Below are 22,670 nucleotides of genomic sequence, written 5' to 3' on the forward strand. Positions count from 1 at the left end.
CGAGCCCGGCACCGGTAGATTGAGCGCGCCGACCTCCCGCACCAGCCATCCGATCTGGAGCCTCCCGCGTTGACCGAGCTTCGTCCGCACCTCGACACCGTCGAGACGGCCACCACGACTCCCGACCACGAGCAGCCCTGGTCCGACCTCGGCCTCAAGCCCGACGAGTACACCGAGATCCGGGAGATCCTCGGCCGCCGCCCGACGTCCTCGGAGCTGGCGATGTACTCGGTGATGTGGAGCGAGCACTGCTCCTACAAGTCCTCCAAGGTGCACCTCAAGCAGTTCGGCGAGAAGGTCACCGACGAGATGCGCGAGCACCTGATGGTCGGCATCGGCGAGAACGCCGGCGTCGTCGACATCGGGGACGGCTACGCCGTGACCTTCAAGATCGAGTCGCACAACCACCCGTCCTACGTCGAGCCCTACCAGGGCGCGGCCACCGGGGTCGGCGGCATCGTCCGCGACATCCTCGCGATGGGCGCCCGGCCGGTCGCCGTGATGGACCCGCTGCGCTTCGGGCCGCTCGACGCCCCCGACACCCACCGGGTGCTGCCCGGGATCGTGGCCGGCGTCGGCGGCTACGGCAACTGCCTCGGGCTGCCGAACATCGGCGGCGAGGCGGTCTTCGACGCGACGTACGCCGGGAACCCGCTGGTCAACGCGCTCTGCGTGGGCGTCATGCGGCACGAGCAGATCCACCTCGCCAAGGCGTCCGGCGCCGGCAACCAGGTGATCCTCTACGGCGCCCGCACCGGCGGCGACGGCATCGGCGGCGTGTCCGTGCTCGCGTCGGAGACGTTCGAGTCGACCGGACCGGCGAAGCGGCCCAGCGTGCAGGTCGGCGACCCGTTCCAGGAGAAGCTGCTGATCGAGTGCACCCTGGAGATCTTCGCCGAGGAGCTCGTCGTCGGCATCCAGGACCTCGGCGGTGCGGGCCTGTCCTGCGCTACCTCGGAGCTCGCGTCCGCCGGCGACGGCGGGATGCACGTGTGGCTGGACCGCGTGCCGCTGCGGGACTCCACGCTGGCCCCCGAGGAGATCCTGATGTCGGAGTCCCAGGAGCGGATGATGGCGGTCGTCGAGCCGGCGAACGTCGCGCGCTTCCTGGAGATCTGCGAGAAGTGGGACGTGGAGGCCACGGTCGTCGGCGAGGTCGACGAGTCGAGCCGGCTGACCATCGAGTGGCACGGCGAGACCGTCGTCGACGTACCCCCGCGGTCGGTGGCGCACGACGGCCCGACCTACCACCGGCCCTACGCCCGCCCGGAGTGGCAGGACCGGCTGCAGGACGACACCGCCGCGGCGCTGGCCCGGCCCTCGACCGGCGACGAGCTGCGCGCCACGGTGCTGGCGATGGTCGCCTCGCCGAACCTGTGCGACAAGTCCTGGATCACCGACCAGTACGACCGCTACGTGCAGGGCAACACCGTGCTGGCCCAGCCCGAGGACTCCGGGATGGTGCGCGTCGACGCCGAGTCCGGCCTCGGCGTGGCGGTCTCCACCGACGCCAACGGCCGCTTCGCCATGCTCGACCCGTACGCCGGTGCGCAGCTCGCCCTCGCCGAGGCCTACCGCAACGTGGCCACGTCCGGCGCGCGCCCGCTGGCGATCAGCGACTGCCTGAACTTCGGGTCGCCCGAGGACCCCGACGTGATGTGGCAGTTCGCCGAGGCCACGCGGGGGCTCGCCGACGGCTGCCAGACGCTCGGCATCCCGGTGACCGGCGGCAACGTCAGCCTCTACAACCAGACCGGACAGACCGCGATCCTGCCCACGCCGGTCGTCGCCGTCCTGGGCGTGATCGACGACGTGGCGCGTCGTACCCCGTCCGGCTTCGTCGAGGAGGGCCAGCAGATCTACCTGCTCGGCGCCACCGCCGACGAGCTGTCCGGCTCGGAGTGGGCGCACGTCGTGCACGCCCACCTCGGCGGCCTGCCGCCGCGGGTCGACCTGGCCGCCGAGAAGGAGCTCGCCGACATCCTGGTGAACGCCTCGCGCGACGGCCTGGTGGACGCCGCCCACGACCTGTCCGACGGCGGGCTCGCCCAGGCGCTGGTCGAGTCCTGCCTGCGCAACGACATCGGTGCCCGGGTCTGGCTGCCGGACGGCGTCGACGCCTTCGTCTCGCTGTTCAGCGAGTCGGCCGGCCGGGTGATCGTGGCCGTGCCGCGCTCGGAGGAGGTCCGGTTCACCGACATGTGCGCGGCCCGGGGCTTCCCGCACGCACGGATCGGGGTCACCGACGGCTCGGGTCCCGACGCCGTCCTCGACGTCCAGGGCCAGTTCACGCTGCCGCTGGCCGAGGTCCGCGCCGCCTGGACCGCGACCCTCCCCGACGCCCTCGGCTGACCGCCCGGCCGGAGATTCGGGGGGTCAGGGGGTGCCGGCCACCAGCCTGGACCAGACGGCCGGGGTGACCACGCCGGTCTGCGCGAGGCCGTGGCCGCGCTGGTACGTCTTCACCGCTGCGGTGGTGGCCGCCTCGAAGACCCCGGTGACCGGGAGGCCGGCGGCGTCGGCGGCGTTCAGCCCGCGCTGCACCCGGCGGACGGCCGAGGAGGCGGCGCCGAACTTGAGCAGCGGCGTCGTGCCCCGGGAGAGCAGGGCGACCCACACCCGCGGGCCGACCGTGCCGCCGGCGGGCAGCCGGGTCGCCGCGCGGTAGCGCCGGGCCGCGGCGGACACGTCGGCGTCGTAGGTGCCGTCCACGGGACCGGTGTAGTAACCCTTGGCCTTCAGCAGGCACTGGGCGGCGCTCACCAGCGCGCCGGTGTGGCCGGCACGACGGGTGGGGTAGCGCGGGAAGTTGTACGTCGCCGCGCCGGCGCAGTGCCGCGGCTCCGCGGCGACCGTCGAGCCCCGCCCGACGTCGACCCAGTTCGTGTCGATGTTGATCGTCACGCCGCCGTACGTCTCGTTGTGCCCGCCGCGGTACTGGTGCACCCGGCGGTGCGGGGCCCAGCCGTCGGAGCGGAGGTAGCTCGACCCGGTGTCCGCGCGGCCGTTCCAGTCGGCGACCCAGAGGTGGTCGGGCATCACGTAGGCGCCGGGACGCGTGGCCCGGGCGTCGTCGAGGATCTTGGTGCCGGAGGCGGCGCTGGAGTAGACGCCGGACACGTAGCCCTGGGCGTGCAGCTGCTCGGTCCACCCGGACAGGAACGTCAGCGCGGACTCGCGGCAGTCGGTCTTGGTGATCGCGAAGGCCTCGAGGTCGTACCACAGCGTGCTGCCGGGCGAGATGCCCAGCGCCTGGGCGGCGCCGACGGTCTTGGCGGCCTCGGCGCGGCCCTGGCTGCGGGCGGCGGCGTAGGACGAGGTCGGCGAGGGGTTGATCCGCACCTGGCGCAGGTACCGCTCGCGGGTGGTGCAGGAGGCCTGCGGGCCGAGGGTGATCGGCAGCAGCCGCCAGCCGTTCGCGAGCTGGGTGCCGACCCACGTCGGGGACAGGTTCGGCTGGCTGGTGCAGGCCCGCGAGTCACCGGAGACGTAGATCCCGACCGCCCAGTACGGCGAGCCGGTCAGCCAGGCGTCCATCGCCTTCTGGGTCGGCGCCGTGCACTGGTCGAAGCCGTAGCCGGTGAAGCTGCCGGGCGTCACCCGGTTGCCGGCCTGGGCGGGCGCGGCGAGCACCAGGCCGGCGGCCAGGGTGGCCAGGCAGGCGAGGGCGGCGGTCGCCGTGCGGGCGATCGCCCGGGCGGTCGGGCGTCGCGGGGACCGGGAGAGACGGTGCATCGGGGCTCCTGCTCGTCGGGGAAGCAGGCGTCACTCTAGTCACAAAACCATCAAAGGTAACAAGAGTTTCGCCGATTGCCGGTGAATGACACGCCGGTGGTTCGGGGGTCGCGGGCGGGCGGATACTGGGGTCGTGCCCGTCCGCCTGCGCCCCGCCGACCCCGCCGTCGTGGGTCCCGCGCTGGCCCGGTTCCGGGACGGTGCCGCGGACCGGGACGACCTGCGGCTGCTCACCAAGCACCTGCTCGCGCTGCTGGTCGCCAAGGCTCCCGGCGGCGCGGTCGAGGTGCGGGTGCCGCCGTACGCCGCCGCCCAGTGCCTCACCGGCACCCGGCACACGCGCGGCACGCCGCCGGCCGCCGTCGAGATGGACGCCGCCACCTGGATCGCGCTGGGCACCGGCGACCTGGACTGGGCCGAGGCCGAGCGCGACGGCCGGCTCCTGGCCTCCGGCGAGCGCTCCGGCCTGGGCCCGCTGCTGCCCCTGCTCACGGTCGAGTGAGCCCCCGCCCGACCCGTCGGCACCGCGTCCTAGGGTGTCGCCATGACGAAGACTCCTGACCAGATCCGCGCCGCGGTGCGCGACGTGATGCCGTCCGTGCGCGCCGACCTCGAGGCCCTGGTCCGGATCCCCTCGGTCAGTGCCGACCCCGCCCGCGCCGGCGACGTACGCCGGTCCGCGGAGGCCACCGCGGAGCTGTTCCGGGCCGAGGGCTTCGACGACGTGCAGATCCTGACCGCCGCCGGGGGAGCCCCGGCCGTGGTGGCCCGCCGGCCCGCCCCCGCCGGCGCCCCGACCGTGCTGCTCTACGCCCACCACGACGTGCAGCCCGTCGGCGACCCGGCCGACTGGGACAGCGAGCCGTTCGAGCCGACCGAGCGCGGGGAGCGGCTCTACGCCCGCGGCGCCGCGGACGACAAGGCCGGCATCGCCGCCCACCTGGCGGCGATCCGGGCGCACGGCGACGAGCTCCCGGTGGGCATCACCGTGCTGGTCGAGGGCGAGGAGGAGGTCGGCTCACCGACCCTCGAGGCGTTCCTCGACCAGCACCAGGGCCTGCTGGCCGCCGACGTGATCGTGATCGCCGACTCCGGCAACTGGGACATCGGCGAGCCCGCGCTGACCACCAGCCTGCGCGGCCTGGTCGACTGCTTCGTCGAGGTCCGCACGCTCGACCACGGCGTGCACTCCGGCATGTGGGGCGGCGTCGTCCCGGACGCGGTCACCGTGATGGTGCGGCTGCTCGCCAGCCTGCACGACGACGCCGGCAACGTCGCCGTGGAGGGCCTGCACGCGGGCCCCGCCGCGGACGTGGACTACCCGATGGACCGGATCCGGGCCGAGTCCGGCCTCGCCGAGGGCGTCGAGCTGATCGGCAGCGGCTCGGTCGTCGAGCGGCTGTGGACCAAGCCCGCGATCGCGACCATCGGGTTCGACGCGACCCGCACCGCCGACGCCAGCAACACCCTGATCCCCACCGTCAAGGCCAAGCTCTCGGTGCGGCTCGCCCCCGGCGACTCCTCCAAGGCGGCCATGGAGCGGCTCCGCGAGCACCTCGAGAAGCACGTCCCCTGGGGCGCGCAGCTGACCTTCACCGCCGGCGAGTTCGGCGAGCCCACCCAGATCGACGCCACCGGGCCGGCGTACGACGCCGCGCGGGCCGCCTTCCGCGACGCGTGGGACGGCGTCGAGCCGGTCGACATGGGGGTCGGCGGCTCGATCCCGTTCATCGCGGCGTTCAACGAGGCGTTCCCGGACGCGGCCGTGCTGGTCACCGGCGTCGAGGACCCGGACACCCGGGCGCACGGCGCCAACGAGGGCCTGCACCTGGCGGAGTTCGAGCGGGTCTGCCTGGCCGAGGCGCTGCTGCTGCACAACCTCGCGGAGGCCCTCGGCTGATCCCGACCGTCGAGCGCGGGGCATGGACTGATTCGTCGGAGGCCAGGGACCGGCCGTAGACTCGAGCGGTGCCCGCTCACCAGACGCCCCGCGGCAGCTCAGGCCGGACCGGTGGCGACGGAATGCTCACCCACGAGCTCGACCCGCACGACGCCGGACCGCAGGACGCCTGCGGGGTCTTCGGGGTCTGGGCGCCGGGCGAGGACGTCGCGAAGCTGACGTACTACGGGCTCTACGCCCTGCAGCACCGCGGCCAGGAGTCCGCCGGGATCGCGGTCAGCAACGGCCGGCAGATCCTGGTCTACAAGGACATGGGGCTGGTCTCGCAGGTCTTCGACGAGTCCACGCTGGCCTCCCTGAAGGGCCACCTCGCGGTGGGGCACGCGCGGTACTCGACGACCGGCGCCAGCACCTGGCACAACGCGCAGCCGACGTTCCGGCCCACCGAGACCGGCTCGATCGCGCTGGCGCACAACGGCAACCTGACCAACACCCGCGAGCTGCAGCAGCAGGTCGCCGGGCTGACGAACGTGTTCGGCGAGCTGGACCTGCCGGTCAAGCCGACCCCGGCCGCCACCAACGACACCAGCCTGGTCACCGCGCTCCTCGCGCACCACCCGGACACGAGCCTCGAGGAGCACGCCGTCCGGATCCTGCCCGGGCTGCGCGGCGCGTTCTCCTTCGTCTGGATGGACGAGAACACCCTGTACGCCGCCCGCGACCCCCAGGGCGTCCGGCCGCTGGTGCTCGGCCGCCTCGAGCGCGGCTGGGTGGTCGCCTCGGAGACCGCCGCGCTGGACATCGTCGGCGCCTCGTTCATCCGCGAGCTCGAGCCCGGCGAGATGGTCGCGATCGACGAGGACGGGCTGCGCAGCCGCCGGTTCGCCGAGGCCGCCCCCAAGCACTGCCTGTTCGAGTTCGTCTACCTCGCCCGCCCGGACACGCTGATGAACGACAAGCGCGTGCACAGCGTGCGGGTCGAGATCGGCCGCCGGCTGGCGCGGGAGTTCCCGACCGACGCCGACCTGGTGATGCCGGTCCCGGAGTCCGGTACGCCGGCCGCGATCGGCTACGCCGAGGAGAGCGGCATCCCCTACGGCACCGGCCTGGTGAAGAACTCCTACGTCGGGCGCACGTTCATCCAGCCGTCGCAGACCATCCGGCAGCTCGGCATCCGGCTCAAGCTCAACCCGCTGCGCGACGTCATCGAGGGCAAGCGCCTCGTCGTCGTCGACGACTCGATCGTGCGCGGCAACACCCAGCGCGCCCTGGTGCGGATGCTCCGCGAGGCCGGCGCCCGCGAGGTGCACGTGCGGATCTCCTCGCCGCCGGTGAAGTGGCCGTGCTTCTACGGCATCGACTTCGCGACCCGCGCCGAGCTGATCGCCAACGGTCTGACCTCTGATGAGATCTGCCGCTCGATCGACGCGGACTCGCTCGGCTACATCTCCCTGGAGCAGCTCGTCGAGGCCACCACGGTCCCGATGCCGAACCTGTGCCGGGCCTGCTTCGACGGGGTCTACCCGATCGAGCTGCCCGACCCCGAGCACCTGGGCAAGCACCTCCTGGAGTTCGCCCCGACCACCGGCACGGACGTCGACGGCCTGTCGACCTCGCTGTCCGGTGGCGGCGCCGGCGACTCCCTCGACCGCCCCTGACCGGCCCCCGAACGCACGCGAAGGCAGGAGCCCCATGACCGAGCAGCAGCCGCCGAGCGGTGCGACGTACGAAGCGGCCGGGGTGTCCATCGACGCCGGGGACAAGGCCGTCGAGCTGATGAAGGTGTGGATCGACAAGGCCCGCCGCCCCGAGATGCTGGGCGGGATCGGCGGCTTCGCCGGCCTGTTCGACGCCAGCGCGCTGAAGTCCTTCGACCGCCCGATCCTGGCCACCTCGGCCGACGGGGTGGGCACCAAGGTCGCGATCGCGCAGGCGATGGACATCCACCACACGATCGGCTTCGACCTGGTCGGGATGCTCGTCGACGACCTCGTCGTGTGCGGCGCCGAGCCGCTGTTCCTCACCGACTACATCGCCACCGGCCGGGTCGTCCCCGAGCGGGTGGCCGCGATCGTGCAGGGCATCGCCGAGGCCTGCGTGCAGGCCGGCTGCGCCCTGGTCGGCGGCGAGACCGCCGAGCACCCGGGGCTGCTCGGCCCCGACGAGTACGACGTCGCGGGCTCGACCACCGGCGTGGTGGAGGCCGCCGACCTGCTCGGCCCCGGCCGGGTCGAGGCCGGCGACGTGGTCATCGCGATGGCGTCCAGCGGACTGCACTCCAACGGCTACTCCCTGGTCCGGCACGTGCTGCTGAGCACCGCGGGCTGGTCCCTGGAGCGGCACGTCGACGAGCTCGGCCGCACGCTCGGCGAGGAGCTCCTCGAGCCCACCACGATCTACGCCAAGGCCTGCCTCGACCTGGCGCGCAGCACCGCCACGCACGCGATGTCGCACATCACCGGCGGCGGCCTGGCCGCGAACCTCGAGCGGGTGCTGCCGGACAGCAAGGTGGCCACCCTGGACCGCGGCACCTGGACCCCGGCGCCGATCTTCGACCTGGTCCGCCAGGTCGGCTCGGTGGAGCAGGCGGCGCTGGAGCGCACCCTGAACTGCGGCGTGGGGATGGTCGCGATCACCGCGGCCGCGGACGCCGACCGGGCGCGCAGCGTGCTGGCCGGCCACGGTGTCGACAGCTGGGTGTGCGGCGAGATCGGCGAGGCCACCGGCGCGGTCGGCGCGCCGGCCGGCGGCACGGTCACGTTGCGGGGCCAGCACCCGGGCTGGTGACCGGCTGCGATTAAGCCGACAGCCGACATCGTGCCCATTTCGGGGGCCTGGCGTGCGATATCGACCCCCGGGCAGGTACCGTGGGCCCACGAGAAACTACAGGTGAGACCGGACGCGCGTGTGGCTCAGTCGCGGCTTCGTGAGACGAACCGCCGACACAGGGTCAGACGTGACTCCGGCCGAGTGGCGAGGGGGTCGACCCTATGGGGCGCGGCCGAGCGAAGGCGAAGCAGACGAAGGTTGCCCGCGATCTGAAGTACCGCTCTCACGAGACGGACCTCAGCGCGCTGGCCCAGGAGCTGCACGGCAGAGAGCCGAAGACGTCCGACGGCGCCGGTGACGGCTCCCCGGACGACCACGACGACTGGGCGGACTACTCCGAGTCCCGCAGTCGCGACTAGCAGCAGTCACTTCTCGCCGGTTCCGACCGGCGGCACCGTCAAGACGTCCCGTCCCGCGACCTGGTCGCGGGAGGGACGTCTTGCGGCGCAGTGTCGAGCGCGGGCTCAGCCGAGCCAGATGCCGCGCAGCCGGCCGACCTCGGTCATCCGGCGCTCCGCGAGGCGGTCGGCGGCGACCGCCGGCGGGACACCGTCGGCCTCGGCGAGGTCGAACACCCGGGCGGTGGTGTCGAAGATCTTCTCGGCGCGCTGCCGGGCGCGCTCGAAGGAGAAGCCCTCGAGCTCGTCGGCGACCTGGATCAGGCCACCCGCGTTGACCATGTAGTCGGGGGCGTAGAGCACCCCGCGGTCCTGCAGCTGCTTCTCGATGCCCTCGTGGGCGAGCTGGTTGTTGGCGGCGCCGCAGACGATCTTCGCGGACAGCTGCCCGACGACCTCGTCGGTGAGCGCGCCGCCGAGCGCGCAGGGTGCGTAGACGTCGAGCCCGGAGGCGACCAGCGCGTCCGCGTCGGCGACGGAGCGTACGTCGACGTGCTCGGCCTGCACCGCCGCGACCGCGGCCTGGTCCACGTCGGTCACGACGACCGTCGCGCCGTCCTCGACGAGGTGCCGGACCAGGTGCCGGCCGACCTTGCCGACGCCCGCGACGCCGACCGTGCGGCCGTGCAGCGTGGGGGCGCCCCAGACCCGTTCGGCCGCGGCGCGCATGCCCTGGAACACGCCGTACGCGGTGAGCACCGAGGAGTCCCCGGCCCCGCCGTGCGCGACGGTGCGCCCGGTGACGTAGGAGCACTCCCGGGCGATGTGGTCCATGTCGTCGCTGTTCGTGCCCACGTCGCAGGCCGTGTAGTAGCGGCCGTTGAGGGACTGCACGAAGCGGCCGTAGGCGCGCAGCAGGGCCTCGGTCTTGAGCTGGGCCGGGTCACCGATGATGACCGCCTTGCCGCCGCCGAGGTCGAGCCCGGCCAGCGCTGCCTTGTAGGCCATCCCGCGGGACAGGTTGAGGACGTCCTCGAGGGCGTCCTGCTCGGAGGCGTAGGGGTAGAAGCGGGTGCCGCCGAGGGCGGGGCCGAGGGCAGTGGAGTAGACGGCGATGATCGCCTTGAGGCCGGTCGGCTCGTCGTGGCAGTAGACGACCTGCTCGTGCCCGGAGGCCCGTCCGAAGACGCCCTCCGCGTGCGGGGGGGACCTGTGCTGTGCCGGTCACGGTGGTGACCCTTCCCTGTCGTGCCCGCGGGGTGTGCGAGCGGTTCGTGTCGGTGGTGTGCGCGCGGCCGCGGGGGTGGTGCGGCGCGTTGGGGCCAGCCTACGGAAGCCGGACGGGGGATGCGACCTGGGTCACATCGGGGAAAGACGGGGGCCCGAAATGACTAGTCCGGGAGTGTTGGTGACTCATATAGGCCATTGTCATAGTTTCGCTCAGCCCAATAGTCTGAGACCGAAGGGTGCCCGGAGTCTCGGTGCACCACGGTTAGGAACAACTGTGAGGGAGGCCCGCTATGAATACGCGGCCACCTGAGTCCGAACCGCTGCTCACGCCTGCTGAGGTCGCGGCCATGTTCAGGGTAGACCCGAAGACGGTCACCCGATGGGCCAAAGCCGGCAAGCTGAGCTCGATCCGGACTCTCGGCGGACATCGCCGTTATCGCGAGTCCGAAGTACGCGACCTGCTGACCGGGATGGTTCCCGAGCAGCGGCGCAGCGACGAGGACTGACTCCCCAGGTCAGTTGGACGTCGTTCCACAAGCTTTTGGCCGGTCTGTTGGCGGTTCGCCGCCGGCGAGGGGAACGGGCAAAGGCCTTGGAGAGGCCCCCGAGCCGAAGGCTCGGGGGCTTTCTCGCGCCCGGACGTCCGGGGTCAGCGCAGCGCCCGGACGTAGCCGGCCAGGTGCCGGGCGTCGGCGAGCCGGCGCTCCCAGGTGGCGCCGACCGTGATCAGCACGGCTCCGGCTCCGCCGATCAGCACCCACCGCGGCACCGCGTCCCCGACGTACGGCGCCGCGAGCCGCAGCACGAGCAGCGCGCCCACCGCGGCGCCCAGGGCCAGCGGCGCGGTCCAGCGCAGCCGCAGCCCGGCCAGCACCAGCGCGAAGCAGCCCAGGCCGAGCAGCAGCGCGCGCAGCCCGGTGGGCTCGACGAGCACCCACAGCAGGCTCGGGACCAGGGCCAGCGAGAGCCCGGGTGCCAGGGCGGTCATCGTGCCGGCCTCCGCACGCCGGTGCAGGTGCAGGCCGCCCACCACCAGCAGGGCGAGCGCGGCCGGGAGCGTGTAGGCCTCGGGCTGGTGCACGCCGATGTCCCACAGCCGCACCCAGCTGGCCAGCGCGAGCAGCGCGCCGCCGGCCCAGCCCAGCGCGCGCCGGTCGGCTCGCAGCAGGGAGTTCGCGGTCACCAGCGCACCGGCGACGGTGAGCAGCACCGCGGCCCAGGACGCGGTCTCCGAGACCGGCGCGAGGAGCACCCCGGCCAGGCCCAGCGGCACCGCGGCGGCCGCGGCACCGGCCTCCAGCCCGGTCCGGCAGAGCACCGGGGCGTCCGAGGCCCACCAGCGGTCCGGCAGGTACGGCGCACCGAGGACCAGCGCCCCGAGGGCCAGCAGCCCGGCGGTCGCGACCCAGGACGGCTGGGCGTCCAGGAGGTGACCGAGGCTCCAGACCTCGGCGCCCAGCGCCCCGGCCAGCACCACCCCGGCGCCGGAGGCGAGCACGACCGAGCGGGCGGAGAGGTGCACCAGCCCGGTGAGCGCCAGGGCGACCGCGAGCACGACAGAGGTCAGCACGGCCGCGTGCAGCGACACGACGAGCGCCGCGACCAGGAACACGGCGGCGGGCACCAGCGGACCGAGCGTGCGACCGGCCACGCTCCAGGCGGCGAACGTGGAGGCCAGGACCAGCAGCAGACCCACGACCAGCCAGAGGGCGACGGGGTACAGCGCGACCGCGCCCACCACCGACCCCGCGAGCAGGGTCGGCACCACGACCTGGAGGCCGGGGACCGCGCCCACGGCCCGGTCGACCGCGCGGCTGCTCTCGGCGAGCACCGCCAGCGTCGCGAGCAGGACGAGGACCATCAGCGGCAGCAGCCAGGGGGCCGGCAGGTCGTGCACGGTCGGCAGGGGCAGGGTGTCGGCCGCCCCACCGGACCACACCGGGGTCGCGCCCTCGAGCAGCCGGCCGGCCGCGAACGAGGCGTGCACGGTCACGGCGGTCAGCAGGGCGGTCCCGACGACCGCCTGGGTGGCGGCACCGGTCAGCCCCCAGGGGTGCGGCAGCCGCCAGGAGACCGCGCCGACGACCACGAGGACGACGACCCCGACGAGCACCTGGGTGGTCGCGGTGGCCCCGTCGAACGGCGCCACGACCGCGCAGACCAGCAGCAGCTCCCCGAGGGCAGCCCCGGTCACCCGGGCCGCGCGCGGCAGCCGGGACGCCAGGGCGGGCGCGGCGGCCAGGCCGGCGGCCACGAGCAACGGCCAGACGTGCCGCCCGGCCCACAGCTGCTGCCAGGAGGAATGCGTGAACGTCCGGTCCAGCGCGACCGCGACCAGCCAGACCCAGGCCACCGCGGCGACCACGGCGGCGAGGGCGGTGCCGACCCGGGCCCGGAGCCCGTGCAGCGCCACGACGGCGCCGGCGGCGAGCAGCGTGGCCAGCACCAGGGACGGCGCGACCGGCAGCCAGGCGGCGCTGCCGACCCCGAGGCACACCAGCGCCGCCCCGGTCCCGGCCACGACCTCTCCGGCGACCAGCGCCCGTGCCGCGGTCCGTCGTACGGCGGTCAGGCCGGTGGTGCCCGCCACGGCCAGCACGACGCCGACCAGCACCAGCAGTCCCTCGCCGGACAGGTCGCCGAACCAGCCGGCGTGGTCCGCGCCGACCACGTCGAGGGTGAGCAGGCCGTAGCCGACCAGTGCCAGCGCCTCGGTCGCACCCCGCAGGCCGCGCCGGGCCATCCAGGCCGCGAGCACGCCGGCGACGACCGTGAACCCCACGAGCGTGGCGGTCCGGCCACCGACGCCCATCACCGACCAGGTGACCGCGAGGAACACCAGCGCGGCGACGAGCAGGCAGCCGGCGCCGAGGGCGAGCAGGATCTGCGGCACGGTGGCCGAGCTGAGCCGGCCCCGCGGGGGGCGGGGCGGCGTCGCGGGGGCCGGGGTCAGCGATGCGGTCATCGAGGCGGACGCGGGCACCGCGCCGGGCGTCGGCGCGCGGCGCAGCACGGTCAGCAGCTCGTCGGCCCGGGACAGCGTCGTGAACAGGTCGCGCGCGGTCTCCCCGCGCAGGGACAGCGCGCAGGCGGGGCAGGACGGGGAGCCCGGGGTGATCGAGGCGCCGCAGTCGGGGCAGCGGGTCGGGTCGGCGTAGCGAGTCATGTCCCCATCAACCCACGTGCGGGGCACCCGGCGTCACCGCCGAACGCCTCAGTGCAGCTGAGTACCCGCACTCACCCCCCGAGTTGTCAGGCGGTGGAGCGGCTGGGGCCGCTCCACCGCCTGACAACTCCCGCCGGCGACCCATGGGAAGAGCCTGATTCCCGAGGTACCGTGGGACGTCAGGCTGTTCCGGACCCCGACGGCGTCACGTCCCCGTTCGGAGCGTCCTCGTGTCCCTCGCCGACCCGCCCACCCCGTCCATGCACCCCGGCGGGTACGCCGAGCTGGCCACCGAGATCCGCTCGCTCGGTCTGCTCCGTCCCCAGCCGGGCTTCTACGCCGCGCTCCTGGTCGTCGACCTGGCTGCGCTGGCCGCGATCGTCGCCGGCATGGTGGTGCTGCGCGACTCCTGGTGGGCCGTGCTGCTCGCCCCGGTCCTGGCCGTCGTGTCCACCCAGGTCGGCTTCCTCGGCCACGAGGCGGGGCACCGGCAGGTGACCCGTCGTCGCGGGGTGACGCTGGCGCTCGGGCTGCTGTGCGGCAACCTGCTCAACGGGATGAGCTGGTCCTGGTGGATCGAGAAGCACAACGCGCACCACGCCCGTCCCAACGACCTCGCCACCGACCCGGACGTGCACCCGGGAGCGCTGGTGTTCGACGCCGGCCAGGCGGTCGGCCGTCGCGGGATCGCCGGGTGGACGACCCGGCACCAGGCCTGGCTGTTCTTCCCGTTCCTGACGCTCGAGGCGGTCAACCTGCACGCGTCGAGCGTGCGGGCGCTCGGCCGGCCCGGTGCCCGGCACCGCGTCCTCGAGGGCGCCCTGCTGCTCGCGCACTACGTGGCGTACGGCGCCCTGCTGGTCGGCACGCTGACCTGGCCGCAGGCGCTGGTGTTCGTCGCGGTGCACCAGGCGGTGTTCGGCATCTACCTCGGCTGCTCGTTCGCCCCGGGCCACAAGGGGATGCCGGTGCTGTCGGCCGAGCAGTCCGAGGACCCGCTGCTGCGGCAGGTGCTGACCTCCCGCAACGTGCGCGGCGGGGTCCTCGTGGACTACGCGCTCGGCGGGCTCAACTACCAGATCGAGCACCACCTGTTCCCGAGCATGCCGCGCCCGCACCTGGCGCACGCACAACGCGTGGTGCGCCGGTTCTGCGAGCAGCGCGGCGTGCCCTACGCGGAGACCTCGGCCTGGTCGTCGTACGCCCAGGTGCTCCGGCACCTGGAAGCAGTAGGAGCCGACCTAAGAGCGAAAAGAACCACGACGCCCTAGGCGGCCGACCGCCCCCCGCCGCTGTAACGCGGGGTTATGGACGCTGGACCCGAGGTACGCCGCGTGCGAACCGTCCGCGGCACGTGCGGAGCGAGGCGCCGCGAGGGCGACCGGCCCCGCGGCGTACGACGGGCGCGGGCTGGTCGTGCGCCGTGGACGGTTCGCCGGCGTCATACCTCAGGTCCAGCGTCCATAACCCCGCGTTACAGCTGCGCGCGGGGGGCGCGGTGGCCCCGCGGGTCAGGCGGCGGCGGACGCTTCCGACTCGGCCGGCTGGCGGCCGATCTGCAGCACCTTGGCCTGCGCGGTGCGCGCGAAGTCGTTGGGCAGCGCGAGACGGAAGACCTTCTTCCAGGCCGAGCCGACCTGGCGGGGCAGCGAGCCGGTGGTGTAGGTCAGGCCGTACTTCGCGAACAGCGCCTGCACCTGCGGGGCGATCTCGGCGTACCGGTTGCTCGGCAGGTCGGGGAACAGGTGGTGCTCGACCTGGAACGACAGGTTGCCGGTCATGAAGTGCATCGCCGGGGAGCCGGTGATGTTCGCCGAGCCGAGCATCTGGCGGAGGTACCACTCGCCGCGGGTCTCGCCGGTGATCGAGCGACGCTCGAAGGTCTCGACGCCCTCGGGGAAGTGGCCGCACATGATCACGGAGTGGGTCCACAGGTTGCGGACCAGGTTCGCGGTCGCGTTCGCGGTCAGCGTGCCGAGGAACGACGGGCCGGACAGCAGCGGGTGCACCACGTAGTCCTTGGTGACCTGGCCGCGGATCTTGCGGAGCACCTGCTTGCCGCGGGCCCGGAACTCGGGGCTGGACCGGCGCTTCTTGGTGGCCAGGTTCTTGCCGAGCTCGAGGTCGTAGGCCGCGATGCCGTACTCGAAGAAGCACGCGTTGAGGAAGTTCCACAGCGGCTGCGCGAGGTAGAGCGGCACCCAGCGCTGGTCCTCGTCGACGCGCATGATGCCGTAGCCGAGGTCGTTGTCCTTGCCGATCACGTTCGTGTAGGTGTGGTGCAGCTCGTTGTGCGAGTGCTTCCACTGCTCCGACGGCGACGCGTTGTCCCACTCCCAGGTGGTCGAGTGGATCTTCGGGTCGCGCATCCAGTCCCACTGGCCGTGCATGACGTTGTGGCCGATCTCCATGTTCTCGATGATCTTGGCGATCGAGAGGCCGGCGGTGCCGAGCACCCAGGCCGGCGGGAACAGCGAGACCAGCAGGACCGCGCGGCTGCCGAGCTCGAGCTTGCGCTGGGCGGCGATGACCTTGCGGATGTACGCCGCGTCGTCGGCGCCGCGGGCGTCGATCACGGACTGCCGGATCGCGTCCAGCTCGACGCCGAGCTGCTCGACGTCGGCGGCGCTGAGGTGCGCGGTCGGGTCCTGTGCCTTCTTCTGCATGACGGTCATGGGGATCTCCTTCGGGTCGCGCGGGAACAGGTGAGTGGGGGAGCGGCCGCGACGAGCGCGGCCACCCGGGGTGTCGCTAGTGGTCGAGGTGGCAGGGTCCGGCTGCCGCGTTGATGCAGGTCTGCACGAGCACGTTGTCGCCGGGGGCGGCGGTGGTGACCTCGCCGGTGCGCAGGTCGCGTACGGCGCCCTCGCGCATCGGCAGCACGCAGCCGTAGCAGATGCCCATCCGGCACCCGGACGGCATCAGCACCCCGGCCTCCTCGGCGGCGTCGAGGATCGGCGTGGACCCGTCCACCTCGACCGTCGTACCGGTCTTGCCGAAGGCGACCGTGCCGCCCTCGCCGGCCACGACGGTGGCCACCTTGAACTGCTCGGTGAGCAGCGGGATGCCCAGCTCGGCGTGGTGGGTGCCGAGCGCCTCGAGCAGCCCGGCGGGGCCGCAGGCGAACGTGGTGCGCTCCTGCACGTCGGGCACCAGGTCGACCAGGTCGGCGACGTCGAGCACGCCGTGCACGTCGTCGTAGCGGGCGACGAGCCGGATCATCCCGGCCGCGTGGAGCTCGCGCAGGTTGGCCAGGAAGATCGAGTCCGGCTCGCTCGGGGCGACGTGCACGACGGTGATGTCGTAGCCGGCGCTGCGGGCCAGCCGCACCACGCCGGAGTCGGCGACCGGGAACAGGTTGCGGAGCATCCCGATCACCGGGGTGATCCCGGAGCCGGCGGTCACGAACAGCAGCTTGGTGCCCTCGGCCGGCAGCACGAACTCGCCGGCCGCCTGCTCGAGGTGGACCAGGGTGCCCGGCCGGGCCCGGCGGACCAGGTGGTTGCTGACCTTGCCGTCCGGGACGGCCTTGACGGTGATCGAGATCAGCCCGTCGGGCCGCGGGCCGTGGGTCAGGGAGTAGGCGCGCCACAGCCGGACGCCGTCGACGTCGATGCCGATGCGGACGTACTGGCCCGGCACGTGCCCGGCCCAGTCGGCGCCGGGGCGGATCACCAGGGTGGCTGCGTCGGCGGTCTCGGGCTGGACCTCCACGATCCGGCCGCGCAGGTCGGCGCCGGAGCGCAGCGGGTGGAACAGGTCGAGGTAGTCGGCCGGGAGCAGGGGCGTCGTCGCGCGCTCGGCCAGCCGGGCGACCCGCTGGACGAGCGGGCGGGTGCCGGAGCGGCGGGTCGGGACGGAAGTGCTCATGTATCCATACTGACTGGCTCCACGGGGTAAAGTAATGACCGGTGCGCGTGAAGTTCCGGGCACTCATTGTTCGGAGGGAACAAAAAATGACCTCAGAGGTGCGCAGCGCCACTGCCCGGGGCGCGGCGGCGCTGGAGATGGACGAGCGGGTGGTCCGCGCGCTGCGCGACCGGCTCCCCGACGTGGCCACCCAGACCGTGGCGGCCGTGACGGTCGAGGTGCCCGGCTACACCGGGGCGCTGAGCGGCTCGATGGGGGCCAACATCGAGGCGGCCGTGACGATGGCGCTCGGCGGCTTCCTGAGGCTGGCCGCCGGCAGCCGCGAGTCCGACCCGAGCACCCCGCTCGGTCCCACGCTGGAGGGTGCCTACGCGCTGGGCCGGGGTGAGGCGCGCAGCGGCCGCTCGATGGACGCCCTGCTGGCGGCGTACCGCGTCGGGGCCCGGGTGGCGTGGCGGGAGATGGCCCGGGCCGCGGCGGAGGCCGGGGTCGGTGCGGCGACGATGGCGCAGTTCGCCGAGCTGGTGTTCGCCTACATCGACGAGCTGTCGGCGTCCAGCGTCGCCGGGCACACCGACGAGCTCTCCACCAGCGGCCGGGTGCGCGAGCGCTACCGCGAGCGGCTCGGCCAGCACCTGCTCGCCGGCGCCAACCTCGACGTGCTCACCGCGGCGGCCGAGCGCGCCGGCTGGCCGGTGCCGGAGACCCTGACCGCGGTGCTGCTCCCCGCGGCCCAGGTCCGCGGGGTGCTCGCCTCACTTGGCCCGGACACCGTGCAGGTCGGCGAGGACCTCCCGGGCGCCGAGCCGGTCGACCACGGCCAGCCGTTCGCCCTGCTGCTGGTGCCCGACGTCGAGGCGGCCGGACGCCGGCACCTGCTCCGGGTGCTCGACGGGCGGCAGGCGGTGGTCGGGCCGCCCCGCCCGTGGCTGCGCGCCCGGTCGTCGTACGACCGTGCGGCCCGGACCGCGGCCCTCGCGCCCGCGTCGCGGGAGGGGGCGGCCGTCGACAGCGAGGAGCACCTCGCCGACCTGGTGGTGGGCGCGGACCCCGAGGCGCTCGCCGACCTGCGGGCCCGGGTGCTGGCGCCGCTGGCCGACCTGCGGGCGGCGACCCGGGACCGGCTCGCGGAGACGCTGCGGTCCTGGCTGCTGCACCAGGGCCGGCGCGACGAGGTGGCCGCGGAGCTGCACGTCCACGCGCAGACGGTGCGCTACCGGATGGGGCAGCTGCGGGAGCTGTACGGCGCCCGGCTCGACGACCCGCGGACGGTGCTGGAGGTGGTCGTCGCGCTGCACGGCACGGCGACGGCGTCCGCCGCCGGGGGAACGGCGACCGGTCCGGGGGGTTCGTCCTAGACTCGCGGCAGGCACCGTCCGTGGCAGCGGGTCGGTGCCCTGGTCCCGGTCGACGACGAAGGTGGCTCTCCGTGCAGGGGATGTTTCAGCGATCCGGCGAAGTGGGCAGCGACCTGCTGAAGGTCGACTGGGCCGCGACGCCGCTGGGGCCGTTGGACACCTGGCCGCGCAGCCTCGAGTCGGTCGTCCGCCTGATGCTCACGTCGCGGTTCTCGATGTGGATGGCGTGGGGACCCGAGCTGACCTTCTTGTGCAACGAGGCCTACCGCCGCGACACCCTGGGCGACAAGTACCCGTGGGCGCTCGGCCGGCCGGCCGCCGAGGTGTGGTCGGAGATCTGGGACGACATCTCCGACCGGATCGCGAAGGTCATGTCGACCGGTGTCGCGACCTGGGACGAGTCGCTGATGCTGTTCCTGGAGCGCAGCGGCTACACCGAGGAGTCGTTCCACACCTTCTCCTACAGCCCGATCTTCGACGACTTCGGCGTGGTCGCCGGGATGCTCTGCGTGGTCAAGGAGGACACCGAGGAGGTCGTCGCCCACCGTCGCATGCAGACGCTGCGCGACCTCGGCTCGCGGCGCGCCTCGAACCTCACCGAGACCGAGACGATCTCGGCTGCGTGCGAGGAGCTCGAGTCGTGCCCGTCCGACCTGCCGTTCTCGCTGGTCTACCTGTTCGACGGGGACGAGACCGCCCGGCTGGTCGGCTCGGTCGGGTTCACCGGCGAGCACCCGGGCGCCCCGGACACCATCGCCGTCGGCGCCCCGGACGAGGTCTGGCCGGCCGCGGCCGCCGCGCGGGGTGCCTCCACGGTGGTCCGCGAGCTCGAGGACCGGTTCTTCGACCTGCCCACCGGCTCCTGGCAGGTCAGCCCGCGCGAGGCCCTCGTCCTGCCGCTCGCCGCCAGCGCCGGCGGACGGCCCTACGGCTTCCAGGTGTTCGGGCTGAACCGGTTCCGCCCGCTCGACGACGGCTACCGGGACTTCTGCGACCTGGTCGCCGGCCAGCTCGCCGCCAGCCTCACCGACGCCCGTGCCTACGAGTTCGAGCGGGACCGGGCCGAGACGCTCGCGGAGCTCGACCAGGCCAAGACCGACTTCTTCACCAACGTCAGCCACGAGTTCCGCACCCCGCTGACCCTGCTGCTCGGGCCGGCCGAGGACGCGGTCACCGACGAGGACGACCCGCTGACCGGGCGGCAGCGCGACCGGGTCGAGGTGATCCTGCGCAACGGCCAGCGGCTGCTCAAGCTGGTGAACACCCTGCTGGACTTCTCCCGGCTCGAGTCCGGCCGGGTCGAGGCCCGCTTCGAGCCCGTCGACCTCGGGCAGTACACCCGCGAGCTGGCCAGCATGTTCGACACCGCCGCGCAGCGCCTGGCGCTCGAGCTGACCGTGGACTCGCCGTCGCTGTCCGAGCCGGTGTACGTCGACCGCGACCTCTGGGCCAAGGTGGTCTTGAACCTGCTGTCGAACGCCCTGAAGTTCACCTTCGAGGGCGGGATCACCGTGCGCCTGGCGGTCGGGGACGACGGCGACGCCGAGCTCACGGTCAGCGACACCGGCACCGGCATCCCCGAGCACGAGGTCGGGCACCTCTTCGAGCGGTTCCACCGGGTCTCTGGTGCCCGCTCGCGCACCCACGAGGGATCCGGCATCGGCCTCGCCCTGGTCGCCGAGCTCGTCGCGCTGCACGGCGGCCGGGTCAGCGCCGAGAGCGAGGTGGGCCGGGGGACCACGTTCACGGTGCGGCTGCCGTTGGGCGACACGCACCTGCCCGCCGACCAGGTCGCCGCCCCGCGCGGGAGCACGTCGGCGGCCGTCACCGCGGTGGCCGAGGGGTTCATCGCCGAGGCGACGCACTGGACCGACCCGGACGCCGCCGACCTGTCCCGGGCGCCCGGCGACACCGGCCAGGACCGGCCGCGGATCCTGGTGGTGGACGACAACGCCGACATCCGGGAGTACGTCGCCGGGCTGCTCGCCGACGACTACGCCGTGCAGACCGCCGTGGACGGCGTGGACGGTCTCGAGCAGGCCCGCCGGCTGCCGCCCGACCTGGTGCTGACCGACGTGATGATGCCCCGGATGGACGGCTTCGCGCTGCTGGCCGCGCTCCAGGGCGACGCCACCACGGTCGGCGTCCCGGTCGTGATGCTCTCGGCCCGGGCCGGCGAGGAGGGCACCCTGGAGGGCCTCGACGCCGGCGCGGACGACTACCTGGTCAAGCCGTTCACGGCCCGCGAGCTGCTCGCCCGGGTCCGGTCCAACCTCGAGCTCGACCGTGCCCGTCGTACCCGTCGGCAGCTCGAGCGCAGCCGCAGCCTGCTCGCCGAGGCGCAGCGGCTGGCGCGGGTCGGCAGCTGGGAGATCGACCTGGCCACCGGTCAGGCGGAGTTCTCCGACGAGTACCTCCGGGTGATGGGGCGGACCCGCGAGGAGCTCGCCGGGTGGGCCTGGGGCGAGCTCATCGACCGGGTCGTGCACCCCGAGGACAAGCACCGGGTCGCCGAGGACCTGTCGAACGAGGAGTCCGGCTTCCACTACGAGTTCCGGGTGATCCGCGGTGACGGGTCGGAGATCCTGGTCGCGATCTTCGGCGAGGCGGTGCTCGACGACGACGGCAAGCGGGTCGGGCTGCGCGGGTCGGTGCAGGACATCACCGAGCGCCGGGCCGCCGAGGAGGCCCTGGCGATGGCCGCCGCGAACGCCGAGGCGGCCGCGCGCGAGCACGCGATCGCCGACCAGCTGCAGCGCAGCCTGCTGCCCCAGAAGGGCTTCGACCTCGACCACCTCGAGGTGGCCACCTACTACCGCGCCGGCGTCGAGGGCACCCAGGTCGGCGGCGACTGGTACGACGTCATCGAGCTCGGCGGCGGGCGGACCGCGCTGGTGGTCGGCGACGTGATGGGCCGCGGGGTGCGCGCGGCGGCCGTGATGGGCCAGCTGCGCTCGGCGGTGCGCGCCTACGCCCGGCTGGACCTCCCGCCGGCCGACCTGCTGGAGTCCCTCGACGGCCTGGTCCGCGACCTCGGCGAGGACCAGATCGTCACCTGCATCTACGCCGTCTTCGACCCGGCGGACCGATGCCTGCGGTTCGCCAACGCCGGGCACCTGCCGCCGATCGTGGCCGTCCCGGGCGGCGAGTGCCGGCTGGTCGGCGGCGACGAGAACCCGCCGCTCGGCGTCGGGCCGTTCAACCTCACCCAGCACCACGTCGAGCTCGAGCCCAACGCCCGGGTGGTGCTCTACACCGACGGGCTGGTGGAGCGGCGCGGGGAGGACATCGACGTCGGCATCGAGACGCTGGCCAGCCGGGTCGCGCAGATGGTCGGCCCGGTCGACGGCGTCCCGGAGGAGCTGGTCGCGGCGATGCTGCCCGACGGCCCGGACGACGACGTGGCGATCCTGGTGGCCCGCGTCGACCCGCCGACCGGCGAGGAGAGCCTGTCGCGCAGGCTCGAGCCGAGCGAGACCGCGGTGGCGGTGGCCCGGCACCTGGTCACCTCCTACCTCGAGGAGCGCGCGATGCCGGCCCCGCTGGTCGCCGACGCCGCGCTGGCCACCAGCGAGCTGGTCACCAACGCGGTGCTGCACGGGCGTGCGCCGGTGGAGCTGCGACTGCGGCTCGAGGGCTCCGACGTGCTCGTCGAGGTCCGCGACCGGGCCACCTACCAGCCCCGCAAGCAGCGGCCGGACGAGAACGACGAGCACGGCCGCGGCCTGCAGATCGTCTCGGCGCTGGCGGCCCGCTGGGGCACCCGGCCCACCGAGCACGGCAAGGCCGTCTGGTGCATCCTGTCGGCGAAGGGCTGAGGCATGCCCGACGCCCCTGAAGGCGCTGACGCCGGGACCGTCCGGCTGCCGCTGCGGTTCCGGGACCTCGACGCGTTCGGGCACGTCTACCACGCGGAGTACCTCACCCTGCTCGACGAGGCCCGCACCGCGTGGTTCCGCGACGGGCTGCGCCTCGACGACGCCGGCGACTACGTGCTGGCCCGGGTCGAGGTCGACTACCTGAGCAGCCTGGTCCGCACGGACCGGTGGGTCGGCGCCGTCTTCGCCGTCGAGCGGGTCGGTGGCACCAGCCTGACCCTGCGCGAGGAGCTGCGCGCCGACGACGGCCGGGTGGTCGCCCGCGGCCGCTCGGTGTGCGTGCTGCGCGACCTCGCCACCGGCGGCTCGCGGCCGGTCACCGACGCCGAGCGGGCCCGCATCGAGGCGTACGCCGCGCGCTGAGCC

At 73.6% G+C, this 22,670-nt stretch carries 16 protein-coding genes and 1 pseudogene; 11 read left to right on the forward strand and 6 right to left on the reverse strand.

What is annotated here, in order from left to right; translation table 11 throughout:
• The first annotated feature begins 69 nt into the window (after window positions 1-69).
• On the forward strand, window positions 70-2,352 hold the full coding sequence (gene purL / locus KRR39_RS22055) for a phosphoribosylformylglycinamidine synthase subunit PurL (RefSeq protein WP_216939512.1): 2,283 nt from the start codon (window positions 70-72) through the stop codon (window positions 2,350-2,352).
• A gap of 24 nt (window positions 2,353-2,376) precedes the next feature.
• On the opposite strand, the gene KRR39_RS22060 is transcribed toward purL, so the two are convergent.
• Complete coding sequence (locus KRR39_RS22060) at window positions 2,377-3,735, reverse strand: glycoside hydrolase domain-containing protein (RefSeq protein WP_216939513.1); 1,359 nt, start codon at window positions 3,733-3,735, stop codon at window positions 2,377-2,379.
• Window positions 3,736-3,868: 133 nt separating this feature from the next.
• Here KRR39_RS22060 and KRR39_RS22065 point away from each other — a divergent pair, with 133 nt between their 5' ends.
• The 5 genes from KRR39_RS22065 (at window position 3,869) to KRR39_RS22085 (ending at window position 8,823) form a co-directional block, all read left to right on the forward strand.
• Window positions 3,869-4,237, forward strand: coding sequence for a sterol carrier family protein (locus tag KRR39_RS22065; protein ID WP_254185347.1), 369 nt, complete (start codon window positions 3,869-3,871; stop codon window positions 4,235-4,237).
• Window positions 4,238-4,279: 42 nt separating this feature from the next.
• The gene (locus KRR39_RS22070) at window positions 4,280-5,635 is read left to right on the forward strand and encodes a dipeptidase (protein ID WP_216939515.1); all 1,356 of its coding nucleotides are present in this window, start codon (window positions 4,280-4,282) and stop codon (window positions 5,633-5,635) included.
• A gap of 122 nt (window positions 5,636-5,757) precedes the next feature.
• Entirely contained in the window at window positions 5,758-7,293 is a 1,536-nt protein-coding gene (purF, locus tag KRR39_RS22075) for an amidophosphoribosyltransferase (protein WP_216942936.1), read from the forward strand.
• 34 nt (window positions 7,294-7,327) lie between these two features.
• A complete protein-coding gene (gene purM, locus KRR39_RS22080; protein ID WP_216939516.1) occupies window positions 7,328-8,422 on the forward strand; it encodes a phosphoribosylformylglycinamidine cyclo-ligase in 1,095 nt (364 codons plus the stop codon).
• Between the two features lie 203 nt (window positions 8,423-8,625).
• Window positions 8,626-8,823, forward strand: coding sequence for a DUF3073 domain-containing protein (locus KRR39_RS22085; RefSeq protein WP_216939517.1), 198 nt, complete (start codon window positions 8,626-8,628; stop codon window positions 8,821-8,823).
• A 105-nt stretch (window positions 8,824-8,928) separates the two neighbouring features.
• Here KRR39_RS22085 and KRR39_RS25710 read toward each other — a convergent pair whose 3' ends face one another.
• On the reverse strand, window positions 8,929-9,636 hold the full coding sequence (locus KRR39_RS25710) for a Glu/Leu/Phe/Val dehydrogenase family protein (RefSeq protein ID WP_367303762.1): 708 nt from the start codon (window positions 9,634-9,636) through the stop codon (window positions 8,929-8,931).
• Window positions 9,622-9,957: pseudogene (locus tag KRR39_RS25715) on the reverse strand (Glu/Leu/Phe/Val dehydrogenase dimerization domain-containing protein); the annotation flags it as partial. The pseudogene KRR39_RS25715 and the gene KRR39_RS25710, both read right to left, overlap by 15 nt.
• A 365-nt stretch (window positions 9,958-10,322) precedes the next feature.
• Here KRR39_RS25715 and KRR39_RS22095 point away from each other — a divergent pair.
• On the forward strand, window positions 10,323-10,538 hold the full coding sequence (locus tag KRR39_RS22095) for a BldC family transcriptional regulator (RefSeq protein WP_216939518.1): 216 nt from the start codon (window positions 10,323-10,325) through the stop codon (window positions 10,536-10,538).
• A 143-nt stretch (window positions 10,539-10,681) separates the two neighbouring features.
• On the opposite strand, the gene KRR39_RS22100 is transcribed toward KRR39_RS22095, so the two are convergent.
• Window positions 10,682-13,198 carry an SCO7613 C-terminal domain-containing membrane protein gene (locus KRR39_RS22100; protein ID WP_216939519.1) on the reverse strand — a complete coding sequence of 839 codons (2,517 nt, stop codon included), beginning with the start codon at window positions 13,196-13,198 and terminating at the stop codon, window positions 10,682-10,684.
• Between the two features lie 230 nt (window positions 13,199-13,428).
• Here KRR39_RS22100 and KRR39_RS22105 point away from each other — a divergent pair, with 230 nt between their 5' ends.
• A complete protein-coding gene (locus KRR39_RS22105) occupies window positions 13,429-14,469 on the forward strand; it encodes a fatty acid desaturase family protein (protein WP_254185348.1) in 1,041 nt (346 codons plus the stop codon).
• A gap of 240 nt (window positions 14,470-14,709) precedes the next feature.
• Here the strand turns inward: KRR39_RS22105 and KRR39_RS22110 are convergent, their stop codons facing one another.
• Window positions 14,710-15,873, reverse strand: a complete 1,164-nt coding sequence (locus KRR39_RS22110) for a fatty acid desaturase family protein (protein ID WP_216939520.1) — start codon at window positions 15,871-15,873, stop codon at window positions 14,710-14,712.
• Window positions 15,874-15,949: 76 nt separating this feature from the next.
• On the reverse strand, window positions 15,950-17,068 hold the full coding sequence (locus tag KRR39_RS22115) for a ferredoxin reductase (RefSeq protein WP_216939521.1): 1,119 nt from the start codon (window positions 17,066-17,068) through the stop codon (window positions 15,950-15,952).
• Window positions 17,069-17,154: 86 nt separating this feature from the next.
• Here KRR39_RS22115 and KRR39_RS22120 point away from each other — a divergent pair, with 86 nt between their 5' ends.
• From KRR39_RS22120 to KRR39_RS22130, 3 genes are all read left to right on the forward strand, one after another.
• The gene (locus KRR39_RS22120) at window positions 17,155-18,426 is read left to right on the forward strand and encodes a PucR family transcriptional regulator (RefSeq protein WP_216939522.1); all 1,272 of its coding nucleotides are present in this window, start codon (window positions 17,155-17,157) and stop codon (window positions 18,424-18,426) included.
• A gap of 80 nt (window positions 18,427-18,506) precedes the next feature.
• A complete protein-coding gene (locus KRR39_RS22125) occupies window positions 18,507-22,244 on the forward strand; it encodes a SpoIIE family protein phosphatase (RefSeq protein WP_254185781.1) in 3,738 nt (1,245 codons plus the stop codon).
• Window positions 22,245-22,247: 3 nt separating this feature from the next.
• Window positions 22,248-22,667: an acyl-CoA thioesterase gene (locus tag KRR39_RS22130; protein ID WP_216939524.1), complete on the forward strand. Its 420-nt coding sequence runs from the start codon at window positions 22,248-22,250 to the stop codon at window positions 22,665-22,667.
• The last annotated feature ends 3 nt before the right edge of the window (window positions 22,668-22,670 follow it).

It is taken from the genome of Nocardioides panacis, from assembly GCF_019039255.1.
GTDB lineage: Bacteria > Actinomycetota > Actinomycetes > Propionibacteriales > Nocardioidaceae > Nocardioides_B > Nocardioides_B panacis.